Source organism: Phyllobacterium sp. SYP-B3895 (genome assembly GCF_009647635.1).
Taxonomy (GTDB): domain Bacteria; phylum Pseudomonadota; class Alphaproteobacteria; order Rhizobiales; family Rhizobiaceae; genus Phyllobacterium; species Phyllobacterium pellucidum.
Genome location: NZ_WJIG01000001.1, coordinates 1,115,789 through 1,133,759, shown reverse-complemented (window position 1 = coordinate 1,133,759; position 17,971 = coordinate 1,115,789). Strand labels below are relative to the sequence as shown.

Genomic DNA, 17,971 nt, shown 5'->3' with positions numbered 1-17,971 from the left:
GGCGACCCGCAATCATGGATGTGTTCTCGCCTTATCTGAGGGAGCGTGTCATGGCCTTTTTGGAAATCGACAGACGCATATTTACGACCACTGATTGGGAAATCATGCAGCGCGCGCATAATCGCGCCTCGATTCTGCTAGATCGTTGCCCAAGGACCGATCCTCGTTGCAATGAACTTGCGCGAACCATTATCGCAATGTTCGAAAGCGGGATCCGCGACGAGGATGAACTGGCCGCAATGGCGGCAAACCGCGAACTGAGTTTTCTCGGTGCGCGCGGTCATTTCCAGAAACCCTTCCCGATCGGGAAAATCAAGCAAGGAATGCCGGAGTCATTCACGGAACACTAGAGCCTTTACTCCGCTCGACAAGCAGCCGAGCGCCAAGGTCCGCCGCAGGTTCCGGGTAGGCGATTGCATAGCCCTGCAATGTATCGCAGCCGAGACGCCGCAATAATTTCGCGTGCTCGTTGGTTTCCACGCCCTCTGCGATCACGCCGATACCGAGCGCCCGGGCTATTCCAACGATTGAGCCAACGAGACTCCTCTGCTCGGGCGAGATCGTGATTGGCATGACGAGACGCCCGTCGATCTTCAGGCGCTTTGGTTTGAGTTTCAGGAGACCGATGATCGAGGCGTGTCCCGACCCGAAGTCGTCCACCTCGATGTCGATCTCCATTTGCTTCAGCAGGGAAATGTTGAGCAGGACCTCGTCTTCGAGCTCGTCGAGAAAGATCGTCTCCAGGAGTTCGAACGAAATCGCATTGTGCGGAATCTGCAAAAGACGCAGTTGATTGATCAGCAACGGATCGGACAGGCGCGCCGCCGATGTGTTGACCGCAATACGTGGCACCGCGATGCCGCTTTCCTGCCAGACCTGCCGGTCGCGCAGCACCGCTTGCAGCATGGCTGCATCGAGATCGGCCATGAGGCCGAGCGTATTCGTCACCTTTAGAAAGGCCTCGGGGCCAAGCACGCCGCGCTTGGGGTGTCTCCAACGGGCCAACGCCTCTATGCCGACAATTTCACGTGACTCGGCATCGATCTGGATCTGGTAGAAGGGCACGAACTCGCCGCGCTCAAGGCCCCGCTTCACATGTTCAGCGATGCGACGGTCCCGCGAAAGTTCGCTTTTGAGGTGCGGCGCAAAGAATTCGACGCGGTTGCGGCCGAGCTTTTTGGCGCGGTAGAGCGCGATATCGGACTCGGCGAGCAGGCCCGAGGCGTTGCCATCATTGACCCAGGCGACGCCGATGGAGGCGCCGGTCTGCAGCAACACTCCGCCGTGGGATACGCCCTGCTTCAGGAGGCGCACGATATGCTCGGCAACAACCTCCAGCTCCCGGATCGTCGCGAAATCCGAAAGGAGGATGATGAACTCGTCGCCGCCCATGCGCGCAACGAAGCCGCCTTCCGGCACGACGGAAGCGATCATCAACGCCGCCGACTTCAGCACGGCATCACCCGCGGCATGGCCCGCCGTGTCGTTCACCTGCTTGAAATAATCGAGATCGACATGGAGCACGGCAAGACGCTCCCTTAAGGGATCGTTCGACAGTTCGGCAAGACGCCTGTCGAAGAACCGCCGGTTGGGAAGCCCGGTCAGATAGTCATGCTCGGCAGCATATTCGATCTGAGCGGTGCTGGCTTCGAGGGCAAGCGTCCGTGCTTCGGCGATCGCCTTCTGGTTCGACAATTCGCGGGTAAGCATGACATCGGCGGTCACGTCCCACTCGGCGCCAACGAACGTGCCGCTGCTGCCGTCGTCGTAATAATGCGCCCGCGACCTGATGTGACGAATATCTCCGTTCGGGAGTATCACCCGGAACTCCGAGACGTAGTCGCTCTTGAGCTCGGCGGCTTCATTGAAGTCCTCCATGGCTCTTGCCCGATCGTCAGGGTGAATCGCATTGATCCAAATTTCCGAGCTAACTCGTCTTTGCGTACCGCCGGTGCCATAGAGCCGGTGCATCTGTGAATTCCAGATCACCTCGCCCGTCTCGGCATTGTGCTCCCAGACGCCGATCTGCGATGCGTCGAGCGCTATTTCGAGACGACGAAGGATGTTTTGGAATTCTTGCTCTGATCGCGCCGGCTGCATCTTGTCGTTGTAGCTCCACCCTTGCCACAACTTACAGCGTGGATTTCGGGTTCGCTACGATTATTGTCTCGTGTCATTCGGTCAGAGAAATTTTACGACTTGCCGTGCAAGGATGATTTTAACCTGGAAGCTTGGCGGATCGATGCTTGGAAAAGACGATGAGAATTTTCTGGATGCGGCGCTATTTCGATCGAGCCTGGTTCAGGAGTTTGCTTGTCGCGGCCTTAATTATCGGCGGCGGTATCTGCGGTGCATGGATCAGCAAACTGGTTATTGTCTCGAGCGATCGGGCCGACATGCGCAGATACACCGATCAGGTGCTTGATCGCGCGGTTGACGTTTTTGCCGAAGTCGACGCGATGCTCGCCGTCATCAACGGCTCGCCCTTTCCTTTCTGCTCGACCGAAGAGATCAGCTACCTTCGCGATATTCTGTTTCGAACGAAGTTCCTGAAGGACCTCGGACGGGTCAAGGACGGCGCTTTTCATTGCTCTGCGGTTTTCGGGAAGGGGCGCAAACCAATGCCCCTGATCACGCATGATTTCGAAACATTGGACGGCAAACTGATCTACACGAAGGCGCGTCTTGCCATCTCCAACACCACCGCCCCGATCATCGGCACTGGCCATGCCAATGTCGTCCTAGACCCCCAAGCTTTCGAAACGCTGAAAAATCCGGACTATACGTTCAGCGTCATGTTCAATCCCGTTGGCATGCCCGAGACAATCGGTCTCTTCGGCACACTCAATCAAGGGGCAATCGGGAGGGTGAGGCCCTCCGGCGGCGGCAGGCAGGGCGGTACGATCTTTCGCAATGTCTGCCGGAAAACCGCCTGTGTAACGGTCAATGTCGAAGTCGGCAGGCTCGAGGCATCGGCGCAGCCCATGACAATCATTCTGACCCTGTTCGGAGCGGCGCTTGGCGGCGCGCTCGGAGTGATCCTCATCCTGCTACGCCGCAACACGATGAGCATGAAGGCGCGCCTGCAGCAGGCGATCGCGCGCAAGCGGCTGACAGTCGAATATCAGCCCATCGTCGATATCGTCACCGGAAAACCGGTGGCGGCGGAAGCGCTGGCACGTTGGCGCGACAATGGCGAAGCAATTTCGCCGGATGTGTTCATTTCGGTTGCGGAGAAGTCAGGCCTGATCAATCGTCTGACGACCTGTATCATCGAACACGTCCTGGACGACATGGCGGCGTTTCTGGTGGCAAATCGGAATTTTCATATCAATATCAATATATCCGCTGCCGACCTTTTCGATCGACAGTTCAACGATTGGCTCGCGGCCCGCCTCAAGGCGGCAAACGTTGCCAGCGACCAGATCCTGCTCGAAATTACCGAGCAATCCACCGCCAATTCCAGCGATGCGATCGCCGCGATACGGCGCTTGCGCGCGCGTGGACACAAGATTTTCATCGACGACTTCGGAACCGGTTATTCGAGTTTGGCTTATCTTGGCGAACTAAGCGTCGATGGCATCAAAATCGACCGTTCCTTCACCCGGACCATTGGAACCGGGTCGGTGTCGGTTTCGATCATCCCTCAAATCATCGGCATGGCCCACGTGCATCATCTCGCCATCGTCGTCGAGGGCATCGAAACAGAAGCGCAGCGCGACTATTTCGCCGCTCTCGTACCGAAGGTGGATGGGCAGGGCTGGCTGTTCGGCCGGCCGACCAATTCGGCGGCCATCCGAGAAATGCTGCACGCATCGCGCGAACAATCTAATGCAACTTCCGATATTTAACTTAAATCAAGCATGTTCGGATTAATTGTTGATCGATCATAGTTTGTTCATTTCGTCCGAGTGATTCTGCTATCATCGGGGTATTGGGGACGGCAAACGATGAAATTGACAATCCTGGCAGTGGCTGCTGTAGCACTTCAACTGCTCTCGGGCAGCGCTTCGGCGGAAGCCCTAAAACTTAGAGTTGCAACGGAAGGCGCATATCCGCCGTTCAATTCCATCGACGCCAGTGGCAATCTCGTGGGCTTCGACGTTGATATAGCCAAGGCTGTCTGCGAGGACATGAAGGCCGAGTGCACCCTCGTTGCAATACCCTGGGATGAGATCATCGGCAGGCTGGAAAACAACGAATACGACCTCGTGGTGGCGAGCATGTCGTATACCGATGCCCGGGCCGCGCGAATGGAGTTTTCAAGCTCGTACTATCGTTCGCATTCGGCGTTTGCAGGAGACCCGAACCGATTCAAGGATGTTTCGCCCGCCGCCCTCAAGGGCGTGCGCATCGCGGCCGGCAAGCAGACGATCCAATCGGAATATCTGGAGAAGGCCTATAGCGAGAGCAAGATCGTTCTGACCAAGGACGAGCCTGAAGCGCAAAAGCTGCTGCAGGCGGGCGAGGTCGATCTGGTGCTGGCGGATTCCATCGACCTGCTGACCTTCCTGCAATCGCCGAATAATTCGAAGTTCGACTATGTCGGCGATCCGGTAACCAACGGCTTCCTCAAAAGCTCGGCGCACATCACCGCGCAAAAAGGTAATGTGGAATTGATCAAGAAAGTCAACGAAGCCCTCGATCATCTCCGGCTGAACGGGACGTATGATCGTATCAACAACACTTATTTTCCCTTCAGCATCTACTAGGTAAGTTCGGCAATGGCAGCGCGCAGGAGAGGAGTGCAGATATCGATGATCACGGCCGGAAGGCTGCTGATCGGATTCGTACTCCTTTACGCCATAGTTGCCGCAGGCGTTTCCATCGTATTCCTGCGCAAGATCGAGAACGATGCGCGTTATACCCAGGAACAGCAGCTGCCGCTGGTCTTGAGCCAGAACCGCAACGCCATCAAGGTCGAGCGGCTGGCGTCGCTGGCGCGTTCGATTTACCTCGCGAAAGACCGCGAGTTGGAACGACAGCTGCAATTGCAGACGCATGTGCTTGCCCAGAGCTTTACGCTGGATGAAAATGATCAGTTGGCAAAGGGCGTCCAAAAGGTCAGCAGCCACGTCAAGCAGATCGTCGCCCTGCGCGATCAGGTTCGCAAGATGGATGCCGGCGATACGAGTCCCGACCCCGCCGTTCGAGCCGAGCTGGAGCGGCAGGCGCTCGAAACCTACCAAAGCGCCATGCGGGTGACCGATGAACTCGGCCAATCCATCGTCAGCGACGCCGCGGTTCTCGCCTATGGCATGTCCGGCGATATCCAGCGGACGGCAAAGATGATCCAGGTAGCGTGGATCATCATTCTGACGCTGCCGGTTCTCATCGCTGTCGGCGCGATCTATGTCGTGGCAAGGCACATAATTCGCCCCATAAATTCGGCCATCGAAGGCCTGCGTTCCATTGACCGCCACGAAAAGCGCAGGCTCAGACTGCGCCGGCCTCTGTTCCGTGAGTTGTCGACGATCAACGAGGCTATCGAAGCCTATGGCCACGTCTCACTCGATCTGCTGCGGACCAATTCCATCCTGCAGGCGCTTTCCGAAGAAGACGGCCTGACGACCCTTGCGAACCGGCGCAGTTTCGAAAAGCGCATCGGCGAGGAGTTCGGCAAGGCGACGCAAAACGACACCGATCTTGCAATCCTCATGGTCGACCTCGACCACTTCAAATCGATAAACGACCATTACGGCCACCAGATGGGCGATACCTGCCTGAAAATGACAGCGAATGTCCTGCGCAGCATCGGTGCCGAACGCGATTGCCACGCGGCTCGCTACGGCGGCGAGGAATTTTCCCTGGTCTTTCCGGATTGCGATTTGCAGAGCGCGATTGCCGAAGCGGAAAAAATCCGGCTGTCGATCAGCAGCCTTATCATCACCTCAAGCTACGATGAAACCATCCGTATAACTGCCAGCGTCGGTGTGGCGACCATCAAGAGCGGTCGGTTCGAGACTTCGGCGCAATTGCTCGAGAATGCCGACCGGGCGCTCTATCTTGCCAAGCACAGCGGACGCAATATTGTGAAATCCCTTCCTTTGCCCGGCAGGGCCGATTTGAAACCGCTGACGGCCTAGACCAATTCTCGGGAATCCCGCCGATGCCAACGCTCTATTCCCTGAAGCCAGCCTTCCAGAACCTGCTGCGACCGCTCGCCGGTCGCCTGGTCGCGCGCGGTGTGACCGCCAATCAGGTCACCCTCGCGGCAGCTGTGCTTTCGGTCCTTGCAGGAGCGGTGGTGGCCCTGTTCTACGACATCTCCCCGGTCTTCTGGCTGCTCCCCGTCGTCCTTTTCGTACGCATGGCGCTTAACGCGATCGACGGCATGATGGCCCGCGAGTTCAGGCAGGCTTCGAAACTCGGCGCCTATCTCAACGAACTCGGCGACGTCGTCTCGGACGTGGCGCTCATCCTGCCCTTCATGCTGGTCGGGCCATTCGCGCCGCCCGGCGTCGTCGCCTTTGCCATAGCCGCGATGCTGACCGAATATGCCGGCGCCCTTGGCGTGATGACCGGTGGCGGCCGCAGCTATGACGGGCCCTTCGGCAAGAGCGACCGTGCCCTGGCACTCGGCGTCATTGCGGCCCTCATCGGCAGCGGTATCGTGCTCCCTTACTGGTTCGGCTGGATCTTTCCTCTCATGGCGCTCCTTTCGGTCTACACCATGATCAATCGCGTTCGCGCCGGCTTGCGGCGCGCGGAAACGGCGGCATCCTGAATGATCTCGTTGGCGGAACACGAAACGACCACCGAGAACGCCAACGGCCGGAGCGCTCCCGGCGCAATCGAAGAGCATTTCTTTCGCACGCATGACGGCACGGAACTCTTCTATCGCAAGTGGCCGGCGCACAGCGGGACGGCCAGAGGCGCAATCGTCCTTTTGCATCGCGGCCATGAGCATGGCGGGCGTGTCGCCCATCTTGTCGGCGAGCTTGGTCTCGATGATTTTGCATTCTATGCCTGGGATGCCCGCGGCCACGGCCGTTCTCCCGGAACGCGCGGTTTTTCTCCATCGTTCGCAGCTTCGGTACGCGATCTCGACAGTTTCGTTCGGCACATCATTGCCGGGGACGGCTTTGCCATGGAAGATATCGCGGTCGTCGCCCAATCGGTTGGAGCAGTTCTCGCGGCAAGCTGGGTCCATGACTATGCGCCGCCCATTCGCGCACTCATTCTTGCGTCGCCGGCCTTCAGCGTAAAACTCTACGTTCCCTTTGCCCGGCAAGGCATCTCGCTTTGGCAAAAGCTGAAAGGCCAGTTCTTCGTCAATTCCTACGTCAAAGCCAAGTTCCTCACCCACGATCCCGAGCGCATCGCCTCGTTTGAAAACGACCCGCTGATCACCCGCCCCATCGCTTCCAACATATTGCTCGACCTTTACGATACCGCGGAGCGGGTCGTCGCCGACGCCCGCGCAATCATCGTGCCGACGCAGCTCCTGATCTCGGGAAGCGACTGGGTCGTTCGCCATGCGCCGCAACACCGCTTCTACGAAAATCTGGCGCATCCCCTGAAGGAACGGCATGTACTGAAAGGCTTCTTTCACGACACGCTCGGCGAAAAGGAGCGGGCCATTCCCATCGCCCATATGCGCCGCTTCTTAACCGAGCGCTTTGCTAAGGCCCCAGCCGAACTCGACGTCACCAACGCCGATGCCAGTGGTTACACACGCGACGAGGCGGACCGGCTTTCGTCACCACACGATATGCTTTCGGCCAAGGGCCTATATTGGACCTCGTACAGAACCTCCCTGCGCTGCGCCGCCCTCATCTCCGAAGGCATTCGCACGGGGGTAAAGACCGGCTTCGACTCCGGTTCGACGCTCGACTATGTCTACCGGAACCAACCGCGCGGGATCGGCCCGGGTGGCAGGCTCGTCGACAAACAGTTCCTTGAAGCCATCGGCTGGCGCGGCATTCGCCAGCGAAAGCTCCACCTCGAAGAGCTGATTGAAATATGCCTCGCCAAGCTTACCGCGAGCGGAAGAACAACGAATATCCTCGACATTGCGGCCGGCCACGGTCGCTATATCCTCGACGCCATCGCGCAATCCGGGATAAAGCCCGACAGTGTCCGGCTCCAGGACTATTCGCCCATCAATGTAGAAGCGGGGAACAAGCTGATAGCCGAGCGCGGTCTCCAGTCGATCGCGAGCTTCCATCAGGCTGATGCCTTCGATGGCGACATGCTGGCGGCGACAGCCCCCTCCCCGGATCTTGCGATTGTCTCGGGGCTTTACGAACTATTTTCGGACAACGGCATGATCCGCCGCTCGCTCGATGGCCTCGCCCGGGCGATGCAAACCGGCAGCCTGTTGATCTACACCAACCAGCCCTGGCATCCGCAGCTCGAAATGATCGCACGCGCTCTGACATCGCACCGCGGCGGGGAAGCCTGGATCATGCGCCGGCGTACGCAGGCCGAGATGGACCAGCTGGTCGCTGCCGCAGGGTTCAAGAAAATCGAGCAGCGCATCGACCGCTGGGGCATTTTCACAGTGTCGGTCGCCGAGCGTAAATGACGGCGGCGAGCGTTTCACCGATTGGCAAATGGCGTCTTGAAGGGCCGGTGGCCAAGCGCGCCATCCTATGGCTCGCCTTTCTCGCACCCTTCTTCTATCTCACCTATGGCACGGCCAACTGGCTCGCCGCGCAACGGCTGCACGTTGCGCACATAACCTTCAGCTGGGAACATGACATTCCTTTCCTCGCCTGGACGATTTTTCCCTATTGGTCGATCAACGCCTTTTACGGTCTGTCCCTGTTCCTCAACGACACCCCAGCAGAGGTGGACCGCCTGGCAAGACGTTATCTCACAGCGCAGATGATCGCCGTTGCCTGCTTCGTCGCCTTTCCCCTGACCTTCATTTTTGCAAAACCCCTGACGAGCGGAGCGCCGGGCTTCCTCTTCGATTTGCTCGGGGGCTTCGACAAGCCGTTCAACCAGGCGCCGTCCCTGCACATTGCCTTGCTCATCATCATCTGGGAACACTGGCGGCACCGGCTCGCAGGCGCGGTACTGTGGCTATGGCACCTGTGGTGCCTGCTGATCGGAGTTTCCGTGCTCACGACCTACCAGCACCATTTCATAGACATACCAACCGGCGCCCTCCTTGGGTTCTTTGCCTTGTGGCTATTTCCCGCCGGGGAGCGGTCGCCGCTGGGGGATTTTGTTCTCAGTCCGAACGGCAAGCATAAGCGTATCGGCAGCTACTATGCCGCCGCCAGTCTCGCGCTTCTTCTCCTTGTTGTGGTTGAAGCAGCAAGATCGATCATTAACCTCATCTTGCTTTGGCCGGCCCTGGCGTTCGGCCTTGTCGCCCTCGCCTATCTAGGCGCAGGGCCCAGGGTCTTCCAGAAACGTCAAGATGGAACAGTATCGCTGGCCAGCCTGTGGCTCCTTGCGCCCTATCGGCTTGGCGTAAAAATCAACATCTCCCTATGGACCCGCAAGCTGCCCTCCTCCGTGCAGATTCTTGACAACGTCCACCTCGGCCGGCTGCCGAAACGTGCCGAGCTTTCGGCTTTTGCCAGTGTGATCGATTTGACCAGCGAACTTGCAAGACCGTCCGGCGTCGAAATTGCCTGGCGAACTTTCCCGGCGCTCGATCTCGTCCCGGTACCGCCCGACGATCTTGAAAAAGCTTCGGAAGCCATCGAAAATGCGCAGATGAAAGGTCCCGTGCTCGTCTGTTGCGCGCTCGGCTTTCAGCGCAGCGCAGCGGCAGTGGCGACCTGGCTTTTGCGCCATGGGCACGCTGTTAACGCAGAACAGGCGATACACCTTATAAAGACGGGGGGCAGGCCAATACACCTGAGCGACGATATGATCGTGACGGAAGCAACAGGGGAACGGCATGGATGAAGACGCGGAAACCTTCGCGGCCCGTTTGACGCGCAGGGCCCATACATATGGGTTTTTGACCTGCATTCTATTGGTGGCATCCTCCGTTGCGGGAGACGCCGGGGGCAAGCTTTTCAGTTGGCTATGGCCACTCCTCATAGTCGGGGGGCTGACGACGCTGTTCCTTGCCATCTATCTGCGCTTCGACGCGGCGCTTTTCCATTTCATTGCCTCCCATGAAGACGAAACGGCGGGCTGTCGTGCGGCCGACAAGCTGCTCGAGCGCATGCGCTTGCGCAAATGCCCAAAGACGAGCCGGCCGCTCAGCGCCCGCATTGCCGGCACCAACCGCTTGCTGATGCGCCTTCATCTGGCTTTCGCGGTCTTCCTTGCCCTCTTTGCTTCCGCAACGGCCTATAGTTTGTGGACGGCATAAGCGTGGATAAACCTGGGGAGACGTTCGGTAAGCATGTCATGCGGCGCGGCGCCGCCATGGTCCTTGCCGGCCTGTCGCGCGCGATTACCGGCGTGCGGCCCATCTGGCAGGGCTGCGCACCCTCGGGGCGGCAGCGCATCTATTTCGCCAACCATGCCAGCCACGGCGATTTCATTCTGCTTTCGACGTGCCTCCCGTCGAAGGAGCGCGCGCGGACGCGCGCCGTCGCGGGCGCAGATTATTGGCGCAAGAACCGCATCCGCCACATCCTTGCCCGCGATCTTCTCAATACGGTGCTGGTCGAGCGCAATTGGGTGGAGCGGGCCGAAGAACCGATGGTCATCATGCTGGATGCCCTCGCCCATGGACACTCCCTGATCATCTTTCCCGAAGGCACGCGCAACATGACCGAGGAACCGCTGCTGCGCTTCCGCTCTGGCATCTACAATCTTGCCCTGGCTCGCCCCGACGTTGAGCTTGTCCCATGCTGGATCGAGAATATGTCCCGCGTGCTGCCAAAGGGCGCGTTTCTACCGGTCCCTCTATTGTGCCGCGTTGTTTTCGGCACGCCCGTTCAATTGGAGCCAGACGAGGATCGCCACGCCTTCCTGGCGCGTGCCCGCGATGCGCTTCTGGCGCTTAGTCCCGAACAGCAGAGGGCTCTCGATCATGGTTGAAGCAGCCTGGCTGTTTCTCGGCCTACTTGCCGTCCTCACTGGCGCAAGCGCCATTGCCACCGCCCTCTCCTGGAAAAGCCGGCGGAAAGGTGACGTGCTGCCGGACGCCCTGGCCAATCTCAACTCGCGCATCAAGGCGTGGTGGATCATGGTGGGCGCGATCTCCGTCGCCTTCTTTTTCGGCAAGGGCGGTGTCATCCTCCTCTTTGCCTTCGTGTCCTTCGCTGCCTTGCGCGAATATGTGACGCTCACCCACACGCGGCGCGGGGATCACTGGATCCTGATCGGCATGTTCCTCGTGATCATCCCCGTTCAGTATTATCTGCTGTGGATCGAGTGGTACGGCCTGTTTGCAATCTTCGTGCCGGTCTACTGCTTCCTCGCCATGCCTGCCCTGACGGCAATTTCGGGCGACACCGCGCGCTTTCTAGAACGTGTCAGCGAACAGCAATGGGGCATTATGCTATCGGTCTATTGCATCAGCCATGTTCCAGCCCTGCTCACGCTGTCGATACCCGGCTTTGCCGGTAAGGGATTGCTGCTCATCGCCTTCCTGATAGCCACGGTGCAAGGCAGCGACGTCCTGCAATATGTGTTCGGCAAGCTCTTCGGCCGGCACAAGGTCGCGCCGAAGGTTTCGCCTTCGAAGACCTGGGAAGGGCTCATCGGCGGCATAGCCAGCGCTTCGCTGCTTGGGGCGGCGCTCTACTGGCTGACCCCGTTCACGCCGGTCCAGGCCGGGCTGATGGCTGCTCTTGCCTGCATCATGGGCTTCTTCGGCGGGCTCGTCGCCTCCGCGATCAAGCGGGATCGCGGCGTCAAGGATTGGGGCCACATGATCGAGGGCCATGGCGGCATGCTCGACCGCGCGGACAGCCTCGTCTTCGCCGCGCCGGTCTTCTTTCACATCGTCCGATACTTCTGGACCTAGCGCTAAAGGAGTTCCGCCCTGGCGAGATCGCGCAGCAGATGGCTTGCCCCATAGGTCCACGGGGCACACTCGGTCGAGAGCCGCACCCGGTTGGACAATGTCCCAAGCGAAGGCGTGGATATCGAGACGATATCGCCGAGCTTATGGGTGAAGCCCTTGCCCGGGCCGTCGCGGTCCTTGACCGGAGCGAACATGGTGCCGAGGAAGAGGACGAGGCCATCCGGATACTGATGGTGCCGACCGATCGTCGCCTCAACCAACGATTCTGGCTTACGCGAAATCTTCGCCATGTTGGAATGCCCGTCGAGCACGAAGCCATCCTCGCCCTCGACCCGCATGCTGAGTTCGGCGGCTTTGACCGTCTCGAGCGTGAACTCGCCATCGAAGAGCCGTACGAAAGGTCCGACAGAGCCTGACGCATTGTTGTCCTTGGCCTTGCCGAGAAGCAGCGCGGACCGACCTTCGACATCGCGCAGGTTCACGTCATTGCCCAGCGTCGCACCGACGATCTGGCCGTTGCTGGCAACCACGAGCACGATCTCCGGCTCGGGGTTGTTCCAACTTGAGATTGGATGGAGGCCGACGTCCGCACCGAAGCCGACCGTCGACATGGGCTGCCCCTTGGTGAAAATCTCCGCATCCGGCCCGATGCCGACCTCGAGATACTGACTCCAGACTCCGCGTGCAATCAGCGCCTCCTTCACCTGCATCGCGGCGGGCGAGCCCGGCACGATTTGCGACAGATCCGCGCCAATAAGGCCAAGCACCTCCTCGCGCAGCGAGTCCGCCCTGGTCTTGTCGCCCTTCGCCTGCTCTTCGATAACACGCTCGAGCAGCGAGGCGACAAACGTTACACCGGACGCCTTGACCGCTTGCAGATCGATGGGCGACAGCAATGCCGGGTCGGCCGGATCGAACGTGCCGGACCAGCTATTGGCAAGGACGGCATCGACGACGCCGATCCTCGTACCTTCCACGCCGGTAACATAGCTTGCAGGTTCGGCCATCTCGCATATGTCGCGCACGGTCGGGCCAGCCTTGTCGGTGATGTCATAGACAATGCCATCTCTGATTGTGACGATCCGAGGATGGTCGTAGCCAGGAATTTTGGCTCGTCCGAGAAGGACGCCGGAGGTTGGGACGATGGCATTTGACATGATCGATTTCCTGGATGTTTCGGATTGACGGAGCGGAATGGCATCCTCTCCCTGGACTGCTTGCCCGCATTTATGCGGGAGGAGTGCGCTCCAATCAAGACCAGCCCGACGCTCGTCCGGGCCGCCCTGTCAGGAGACCGTGGACGGGCTTCCAATATGTCTTGTCATTTTATGCGAACGCGCCACTAGTACGCGCAAGGGCAAAAGACAACCGGGGCGTGCGTGAACAAGGTAGCGGAATATCGACTGGGATTGATCCTCGTTACTGCATCCGCAGTGGCCTGGAGCCTTGCCGGGTTGTTCCCGCGCGCGATCCCGCTCGACAGCTGGACGATCCTTGCCTGGCGGGGCATTTTCGGCTCGATCGGCATTGCCGTTGCCATGATGCTTTTTGAAGGTGGGATCGCCTGGAAGAGCTTCCGCCATATGGGTCGTCCGGGCTGGCTTTTCGTAGCGGTCTCGTCGCTGGGCATGGTGTTTTTCATAACCGCGCTCAAGGAGACGACCGTGGCGCATGTCGCGGTCATTTATGCGACAATCCCTTTCGTCGCCGCCGTCATTGCCTGGCTGGCCATGGGCGAGCGCTCGACCCTGCGCGCGATCGTCGCAAGCATCGCGGCGATGGGCGGCGTCATCATCATGGTCGGGCTCGGAACGGAGGGCAGCCTGTTCGGTGACCTTCTGGCATTCGGCATGACGCTCTGCATGGGCGTGCTGATGGTCATCGTGCGCCGGTCTCCTGAAATCTCGGTCATGCCTGCCGCCTGCGTCTCGGCCCTCCTGAGCTCGCTTATCTGTTGGCCGCTTGGCAATCCCCTGTCGGTCTCCGCACACGACCTCCTCCTCATTGCCATGTTCGGCATCCTCGTTTCAGCCGTCGGGCTTGCCTGCTTCACGCTTGGCGCAAAATGGCTTCCACCAATAGAAACCGCCCTCATCGGCTCGCTCGATGCGCCTCTCGCACCTTTCTGGATCTGGCTGGTATTTAACGAGGTTCCGAGCAGAAGCACGGTTATCGGCGGCTCGATCGTTTTTGCCGCCGTGGTCGCCAACGTTCTGGCCGGAACAAAGAAAGGGCGGACACCGGCTAATTCTGCCACCTAACAGCAATGTCCTAAAACGTGGCTTATATGACATTTAGGCCGTGGCCATTCGGTTGTATTCTTCCTCCAGTCGTCATCCAGACATGGAAGGAACCAGGACATGACCATTCAATCAGACAAGGGCACGGCGCTGATTACCGGCGCATCATCGGGCATCGGCGCTGTATATGCGGACAGGCTTGCACGTCGCGGCTATGACCTCATTCTCGTCGCACGCAATCGCGACAGGATGACAAGCCTTGCTTCGCGCCTGACCACCGAAACGGGGCGGAGCGTCGAAGTGGTTGCCGCCGATCTTGGCGACGACAGCGGAATTGCGAAGGTCGGAGCCATTCTTGCCAGCGATGCGAGCATAACCATGCTCGTCAACAATGCGGGTGTCGGCGCAACGGCACCATTGCTCGAATCCGATCCGGCGGAAATGGACGCCATGATCAAGCTCAATGTCGTTGCATTGACACGGCTGACGGAGGCCGCAGCACCCAAGTTCGTCGCACGCGGCAGCGGCACGATTATCAATATCGCCTCGATCGTCGCCATTGCCCCGGAAGCGCTCAACGGCGTTTACGGCGCGACCAAGGCTTTCGTGCTTGCCTTCAGCCAGTCTCTGCATCACGAACTCAACGACAAGGGCATCCGTATCCAGGCCGTGTTGCCCGGCGCCACGAGCACGGAGTTTTGGGCGAACGCCGGCCGGCCGGTTGAAAACCTGCCGAGTGCCATTGTCATGACCGCGGCCGACATGGTCGATGCGTCCTTGGCCGGCCTCGACCAGGGCGAACTCGTCACAATTCCGGCCTTGCCCGACATTGCCGACTGGAATGCCTTCGAGGGCGCCCGGCAAGCATTGCGACCCAATCTTTCGCATCGGGAACCGGCGGCGCGCCTCTTCGCCCGGGCTTAAGGCAACTAAACCCAAATACCGGATATCCGTTGAGCCGGCTGCAACAATGCGGCCGGCTCTTATTGCATGAATCACATCACCAAAGGTTGAGCACTACCAATTCCCGGCGTTTTGTGCCAACTCATTGACACAATGGATGTATAACCCGCTTCGCAACACGCACATCGCACGCCCTCCCGCCTTCCGGGAGGGTCACGCCAACACGGTCCGCTCATGGGTTTACGTCCACTTTATCGCAAGCTGGCACTGCGCCGATTGGGCGTGTTCTCGATTTTCCTTGCGCCGAGCCGGCTGCGGGCCTTCGCACGCAGCACCGAACTTGGCCTCGTCCTTGCAGCCGCTGTCGTCGGTGTTGTTTCGGGTTGGACGGTCACGGCCATGAGCATGATCGCCCAGGGCATGCACCAGATGATTTTTGGTCTCGAGGCCGGCGAGCGCCTTTCGACGATCATCACGACCAATACGACCACTTTGTTCATCGCGCCGATTTTCGGCGGCGCTCTCATGGGCCTCGTGCTGCTCGTTCTCACGCGCTACCGCAAGCGGCCCATGGTCGATCCCATCGAAGCGAATGCGCTGCATGGCGGCAGGCTGTCGCTCAATGACAGCCTGATCGTTGCCGCACAGAATTTGATCTCGAACGGCTTCGGTGCATCGGTGGGGCTCGAAGCCGGCTACACACAGCTTGCCTCCGGGCTTGCGTCGAAGATCGGCCTTTCGCTGAAGCTGCGCCGGTCGGATCTGCGCATTCTTGTCGGCTGCGGCGCGGCGGGAGCGATTGCGGCAGCGTTCAATGCGCCGCTCACCGGCTCGTTCTACGCCTTCGAATTGATCATCGGCTCCTATACCATCCTCAGCCTTGCCCCCGTCATCGTCTCGGCGCTGATCGCCAATGTCGTTGCCAGGGCCTTGTCCGGTGACAATTTTGTCATCGACATCGGCCATTTCGGCGCGGTCGTACCGGCAGACTACTTGCCAGCCATGCTACTCGGCATCTTCTGCGCACTCGCCGGCATTCTCCTGATGAAAGGCGTCTCTTTCGTCGAGGAAATGGCGCGCAAGAGCTTCATTCCACCAGCGCTCCGGCCCCTCCTCGGCGGCGCCATCGTCGGCCTCCTCGCCCTCGTCACGCCGCAGGTCCTGTCGGGCGGACATGGCGCGCTGCACCTTAATCTCGACACGACCACGACGATTGCCGCATTGGTCGGCCTGCTGTTGCTCAAATCGCTGGCTTCCGCAATCTCCATCGGATCGGGGTTCAGAGGCGGGCTTTTCTTCGGCTCGCTGTTCATGGGAGCCTTGCTCGGCAAGCTCTTTGCTTATTCGGCGCCCTATATTTTTGCGCACGCCACGCTGACGCCGGTGATCTACGCGGTCGTCGGAATGAGTGCGCTCGCCGTCTCGGTTATTGGCGGTCCCCTGACGATGACGTTCCTCGCCCTCGAGATTACCGGCGACTTTCCGATAACGGTCCTCGTTCTCGCCGCAGTGACCGCAGCTTCGCTGACGGTACGCCATACGTTCGGCTACTCCTTTGCGACCTGGCGTTTCCACCTGCGTGGAGAGAGCATTCGCAGCGCCCATGACGTCGGCTGGATTCGCAATCTCACGGTCAACAAGCTCATGCGATCCGATGTTCGCACCGCGCCGATCGAGCAGACCATTCGCGCATTCTGCCGCGACTTTCCCTTGGGTTCGACGCAACGGGTCATCATCGTCGATGACACCGGCAAATATGCCGGCATGGTCCTCGTGCCCGAGGCGCATGCGGGCCTGACCGAGAATGCCGACGAGGACCTGCCGATTGCCGGCCTCATCAAATACCGCAACGAATATCTGCAGCCGCAGATGAACGCCAAGCAGGCGGCAGCGATTTTCGACAAGACGGAGAGCGAAGCGCTTGCTGTCGTCAACGATCTCGTCGAGCGGCGCGTTATCGGTCTCCTGACGGAAAGCCACTTGCTGCGTCGATACAGCGAAGAGCTCGACCGGCAACGCCGCGACGTATCGGGAGAGATTTAGAGCATGGCAAGCCGCTGCTTGCGCTGCGGCCGCGGGAATGCGCTTTCCAGAACTGCGAGATGCTCTGGCGAGAGCTTGAGGTCCAGAGCCTTGCGGTTGTCGCGGATGTGCTGCGGCGTGCTGGACTTCGGAATGGCGATAACGCCTTCCTGATTGATGACAAAGGCAAGCGCCACGACCGCCGGCGTCGTCTCATACGCCTTGGCAATCGTGGCAAGCGCGGGATGCCCCAACATGCGGCCCTGCTCGATGGGGGAGTAGGCCATGACCGGGATCGTTCGGTTTTGGCAAAATGGCAGAAGATCGAATTCGATGCCGCGCCGCGTCAGATTGTAAAGCACCTGATCGGCGGCGACGGCGTTTCCGCCGCAAACATCGAAGAGTTCTTCCATGTCGTCCGTGTCGAAATTGCTGACGCCCCACGCGCGAATCTTACCCGTCTCAATCAGTTCCTCGAAGGCTGCCACTGTGTCCTGCCGCTGGTATCCGCCGCGCCAGTGCAGAAGATAAAGATCGATCGTCTCGCATTTCAGCCGCTTCAGGCTACGCTCGCAAGCGGCAATCGTTCCCTTGCGCGAAGCATTGGACGGCAGCACCTTGCTGACGATGAATACCTCGTCGCGCCGTCCGGCGATCGCCTCGCCAACGATTTCCTCCGCGCCGCCATCGCCATACATTTCCGCAGTGTCGATCAGCGTCATGCCAAGATCGATGCCGAGGCGAAGCGCCTCCACCTCTCTTTGCGCCTGGCGCCTATCCTCGCCCATGAACCAGGTGCCCTGGCCGAGCACAGGTACCTTCTCGCCAGAAGGCAGCGACGTCGTCCTGATATCCGAATGCTTCATTGTTCAGTCCTGCAAGACCCGATGAACGCCCAGTCCAGCATCGA

16 protein-coding genes are annotated in these 17,971 nt (G+C 59.6%); 13 read left to right on the top strand and 3 right to left on the bottom strand.

Features of this window, described 5'->3' with window-relative positions:
* Positions 1-50: 50 nt before the first annotated feature.
* Positions 51-350 carry a hypothetical protein gene (locus tag GF108_RS05475; protein WP_175492328.1) on the top strand — a complete coding sequence of 100 codons (300 nt, stop codon included), beginning with the start codon at positions 51-53 and terminating at the stop codon, positions 348-350.
* Here the strand turns inward: GF108_RS05475 and GF108_RS05470 are convergent.
* Complete coding sequence (locus tag GF108_RS05470; RefSeq protein ID WP_153667137.1) at positions 337-2,100, bottom strand: bifunctional diguanylate cyclase/phosphodiesterase; 1,764 nt, start codon at positions 2,098-2,100, stop codon at positions 337-339. The genes GF108_RS05475 and GF108_RS05470 overlap by 14 nt on opposite strands.
* A 158-nt stretch (positions 2,101-2,258) precedes the next feature.
* On the opposite strand from GF108_RS05470, the gene GF108_RS05465 reads away from it, so the two are divergent.
* The 9 genes from GF108_RS05465 to GF108_RS05425 all read left to right on the top strand — a co-directional run bounded on the left by GF108_RS05465 (position 2,259) and on the right by GF108_RS05425 (position 11,896).
* Complete coding sequence (locus GF108_RS05465) at positions 2,259-3,851, top strand: EAL domain-containing protein (RefSeq protein ID WP_153667136.1); 1,593 nt, start codon at positions 2,259-2,261, stop codon at positions 3,849-3,851.
* A 99-nt stretch (positions 3,852-3,950) separates the two neighbouring features.
* Positions 3,951-4,712: a transporter substrate-binding domain-containing protein gene (locus GF108_RS05460; protein WP_153667135.1), complete on the top strand. Its 762-nt coding sequence runs from the start codon at positions 3,951-3,953 to the stop codon at positions 4,710-4,712.
* 45 nt (positions 4,713-4,757) lie between these two features.
* On the top strand, positions 4,758-6,086 hold the full coding sequence (locus tag GF108_RS05455) for a diguanylate cyclase (RefSeq protein ID WP_172982573.1): 1,329 nt from the start codon (positions 4,758-4,760) through the stop codon (positions 6,084-6,086).
* A gap of 23 nt (positions 6,087-6,109) precedes the next feature.
* Positions 6,110-6,727 carry a CDP-alcohol phosphatidyltransferase family protein gene (locus GF108_RS05450; protein ID WP_153667133.1) on the top strand — a complete coding sequence of 206 codons (618 nt, stop codon included), beginning with the start codon at positions 6,110-6,112 and terminating at the stop codon, positions 6,725-6,727.
* Positions 6,728-8,530 (top strand): bifunctional alpha/beta hydrolase/class I SAM-dependent methyltransferase, encoded by a 1,803-nt coding sequence (locus GF108_RS05445; protein ID WP_153667132.1) that lies wholly within the window; start codon positions 6,728-6,730, stop codon positions 8,528-8,530.
* Positions 8,527-9,873 carry a phosphatase PAP2/dual specificity phosphatase family protein gene (locus tag GF108_RS05440; RefSeq protein WP_153667131.1) on the top strand — a complete coding sequence of 449 codons (1,347 nt, stop codon included), beginning with the start codon at positions 8,527-8,529 and terminating at the stop codon, positions 9,871-9,873. The genes GF108_RS05445 and GF108_RS05440 overlap by 4 nt, the downstream gene beginning before the upstream one ends.
* Positions 9,866-10,288, top strand: coding sequence for a hypothetical protein (locus GF108_RS05435; RefSeq protein WP_153667130.1), 423 nt, complete (start codon positions 9,866-9,868; stop codon positions 10,286-10,288). Before GF108_RS05440 ends, GF108_RS05435 begins: the two co-directional genes overlap by 8 nt.
* Positions 10,289-10,326: 38 nt before the next feature.
* On the top strand, positions 10,327-10,965 hold the full coding sequence (locus tag GF108_RS05430; protein WP_153667350.1) for a lysophospholipid acyltransferase family protein: 639 nt from the start codon (positions 10,327-10,329) through the stop codon (positions 10,963-10,965).
* Entirely contained in the window at positions 10,958-11,896 is a 939-nt protein-coding gene (locus tag GF108_RS05425; RefSeq protein WP_153667129.1) for a phosphatidate cytidylyltransferase, read from the top strand. Before GF108_RS05430 ends, GF108_RS05425 begins: the two co-directional genes overlap by 8 nt.
* A 2-nt stretch (positions 11,897-11,898) precedes the next feature.
* On the opposite strand, the gene GF108_RS05420 is transcribed toward GF108_RS05425, so the two are convergent.
* The gene (locus tag GF108_RS05420) at positions 11,899-13,053 is read right to left on the bottom strand and encodes a fumarylacetoacetate hydrolase family protein (RefSeq protein ID WP_153667128.1); all 1,155 of its coding nucleotides are present in this window, start codon (positions 13,051-13,053) and stop codon (positions 11,899-11,901) included.
* A gap of 222 nt (positions 13,054-13,275) precedes the next feature.
* Between GF108_RS05420 and GF108_RS05415 the strand changes: the two genes are divergently transcribed.
* The 3 genes from GF108_RS05415 (at position 13,276) to GF108_RS05405 (ending at position 17,082) form a co-directional block, all read left to right on the top strand.
* Entirely contained in the window at positions 13,276-14,157 is an 882-nt protein-coding gene (locus GF108_RS05415; RefSeq protein WP_153667127.1) for a DMT family transporter, read from the top strand.
* 99 nt (positions 14,158-14,256) lie between these two features.
* The gene (locus tag GF108_RS05410; protein WP_153667126.1) at positions 14,257-15,060 is read left to right on the top strand and encodes an SDR family oxidoreductase; all 804 of its coding nucleotides are present in this window, start codon (positions 14,257-14,259) and stop codon (positions 15,058-15,060) included.
* A 213-nt stretch (positions 15,061-15,273) separates the two neighbouring features.
* Positions 15,274-17,082: a chloride channel protein gene (locus GF108_RS05405; protein WP_153667125.1), complete on the top strand. Its 1,809-nt coding sequence runs from the start codon at positions 15,274-15,276 to the stop codon at positions 17,080-17,082.
* On the opposite strand, the gene GF108_RS05400 is transcribed toward GF108_RS05405, so the two are convergent.
* The gene (locus tag GF108_RS05400; RefSeq protein WP_153667124.1) at positions 17,079-17,927 is read right to left on the bottom strand and encodes an aldo/keto reductase; all 849 of its coding nucleotides are present in this window, start codon (positions 17,925-17,927) and stop codon (positions 17,079-17,081) included. The genes GF108_RS05405 and GF108_RS05400 overlap by 4 nt on opposite strands.
* Positions 17,928-17,971: the final 44 nt, after the last annotated feature.

Bases quoted from the DNA above. Each gene is read 5' to 3' on its own strand.
- GF108_RS05465 (WP_153667136.1), top strand. From the start codon at position 2,259: ATGAGAATTTTCTGGATGCGGCGCTATTTCGATCGAGCCTGGTTCAGG.
- GF108_RS05430 (WP_153667350.1), top strand. From the start codon at position 10,327: ATGCGGCGCGGCGCCGCCATGGTCCTTGCCGGCCTGTCGCGCGCGATT.
- GF108_RS05475 (WP_175492328.1), top strand. From the start codon at position 51: ATGGCCTTTTTGGAAATCGACAGACGCATATTTACGACCACTGATTGG.
- GF108_RS05425 (WP_153667129.1), top strand. From the start codon at position 10,958: ATGGTTGAAGCAGCCTGGCTGTTTCTCGGCCTACTTGCCGTCCTCACT.
- GF108_RS05470 (WP_153667137.1), bottom strand. From the start codon at position 2,100: ATGCAGCCGGCGCGATCAGAGCAAGAATTCCAAAACATCCTTCGTCGT.
- GF108_RS05455 (WP_172982573.1), top strand. From the start codon at position 4,758: ATGATCACGGCCGGAAGGCTGCTGATCGGATTCGTACTCCTTTACGCC.
- GF108_RS05460 (WP_153667135.1), top strand. From the start codon at position 3,951: ATGAAATTGACAATCCTGGCAGTGGCTGCTGTAGCACTTCAACTGCTC.
- GF108_RS05440 (WP_153667131.1), top strand. From the start codon at position 8,527: ATGACGGCGGCGAGCGTTTCACCGATTGGCAAATGGCGTCTTGAAGGG.
- GF108_RS05445 (WP_153667132.1), top strand. From the start codon at position 6,728: ATGATCTCGTTGGCGGAACACGAAACGACCACCGAGAACGCCAACGGC.
- GF108_RS05410 (WP_153667126.1), top strand. From the start codon at position 14,257: ATGACCATTCAATCAGACAAGGGCACGGCGCTGATTACCGGCGCATCA.
- GF108_RS05400 (WP_153667124.1), bottom strand. From the start codon at position 17,927: ATGAAGCATTCGGATATCAGGACGACGTCGCTGCCTTCTGGCGAGAAG.
- GF108_RS05420 (WP_153667128.1), bottom strand. From the start codon at position 13,053: ATGTCAAATGCCATCGTCCCAACCTCCGGCGTCCTTCTCGGACGAGCC.
- GF108_RS05435 (WP_153667130.1), top strand. From the start codon at position 9,866: ATGGATGAAGACGCGGAAACCTTCGCGGCCCGTTTGACGCGCAGGGCC.
- GF108_RS05405 (WP_153667125.1), top strand. From the start codon at position 15,274: ATGGGTTTACGTCCACTTTATCGCAAGCTGGCACTGCGCCGATTGGGC.
- GF108_RS05450 (WP_153667133.1), top strand. From the start codon at position 6,110: ATGCCAACGCTCTATTCCCTGAAGCCAGCCTTCCAGAACCTGCTGCGA.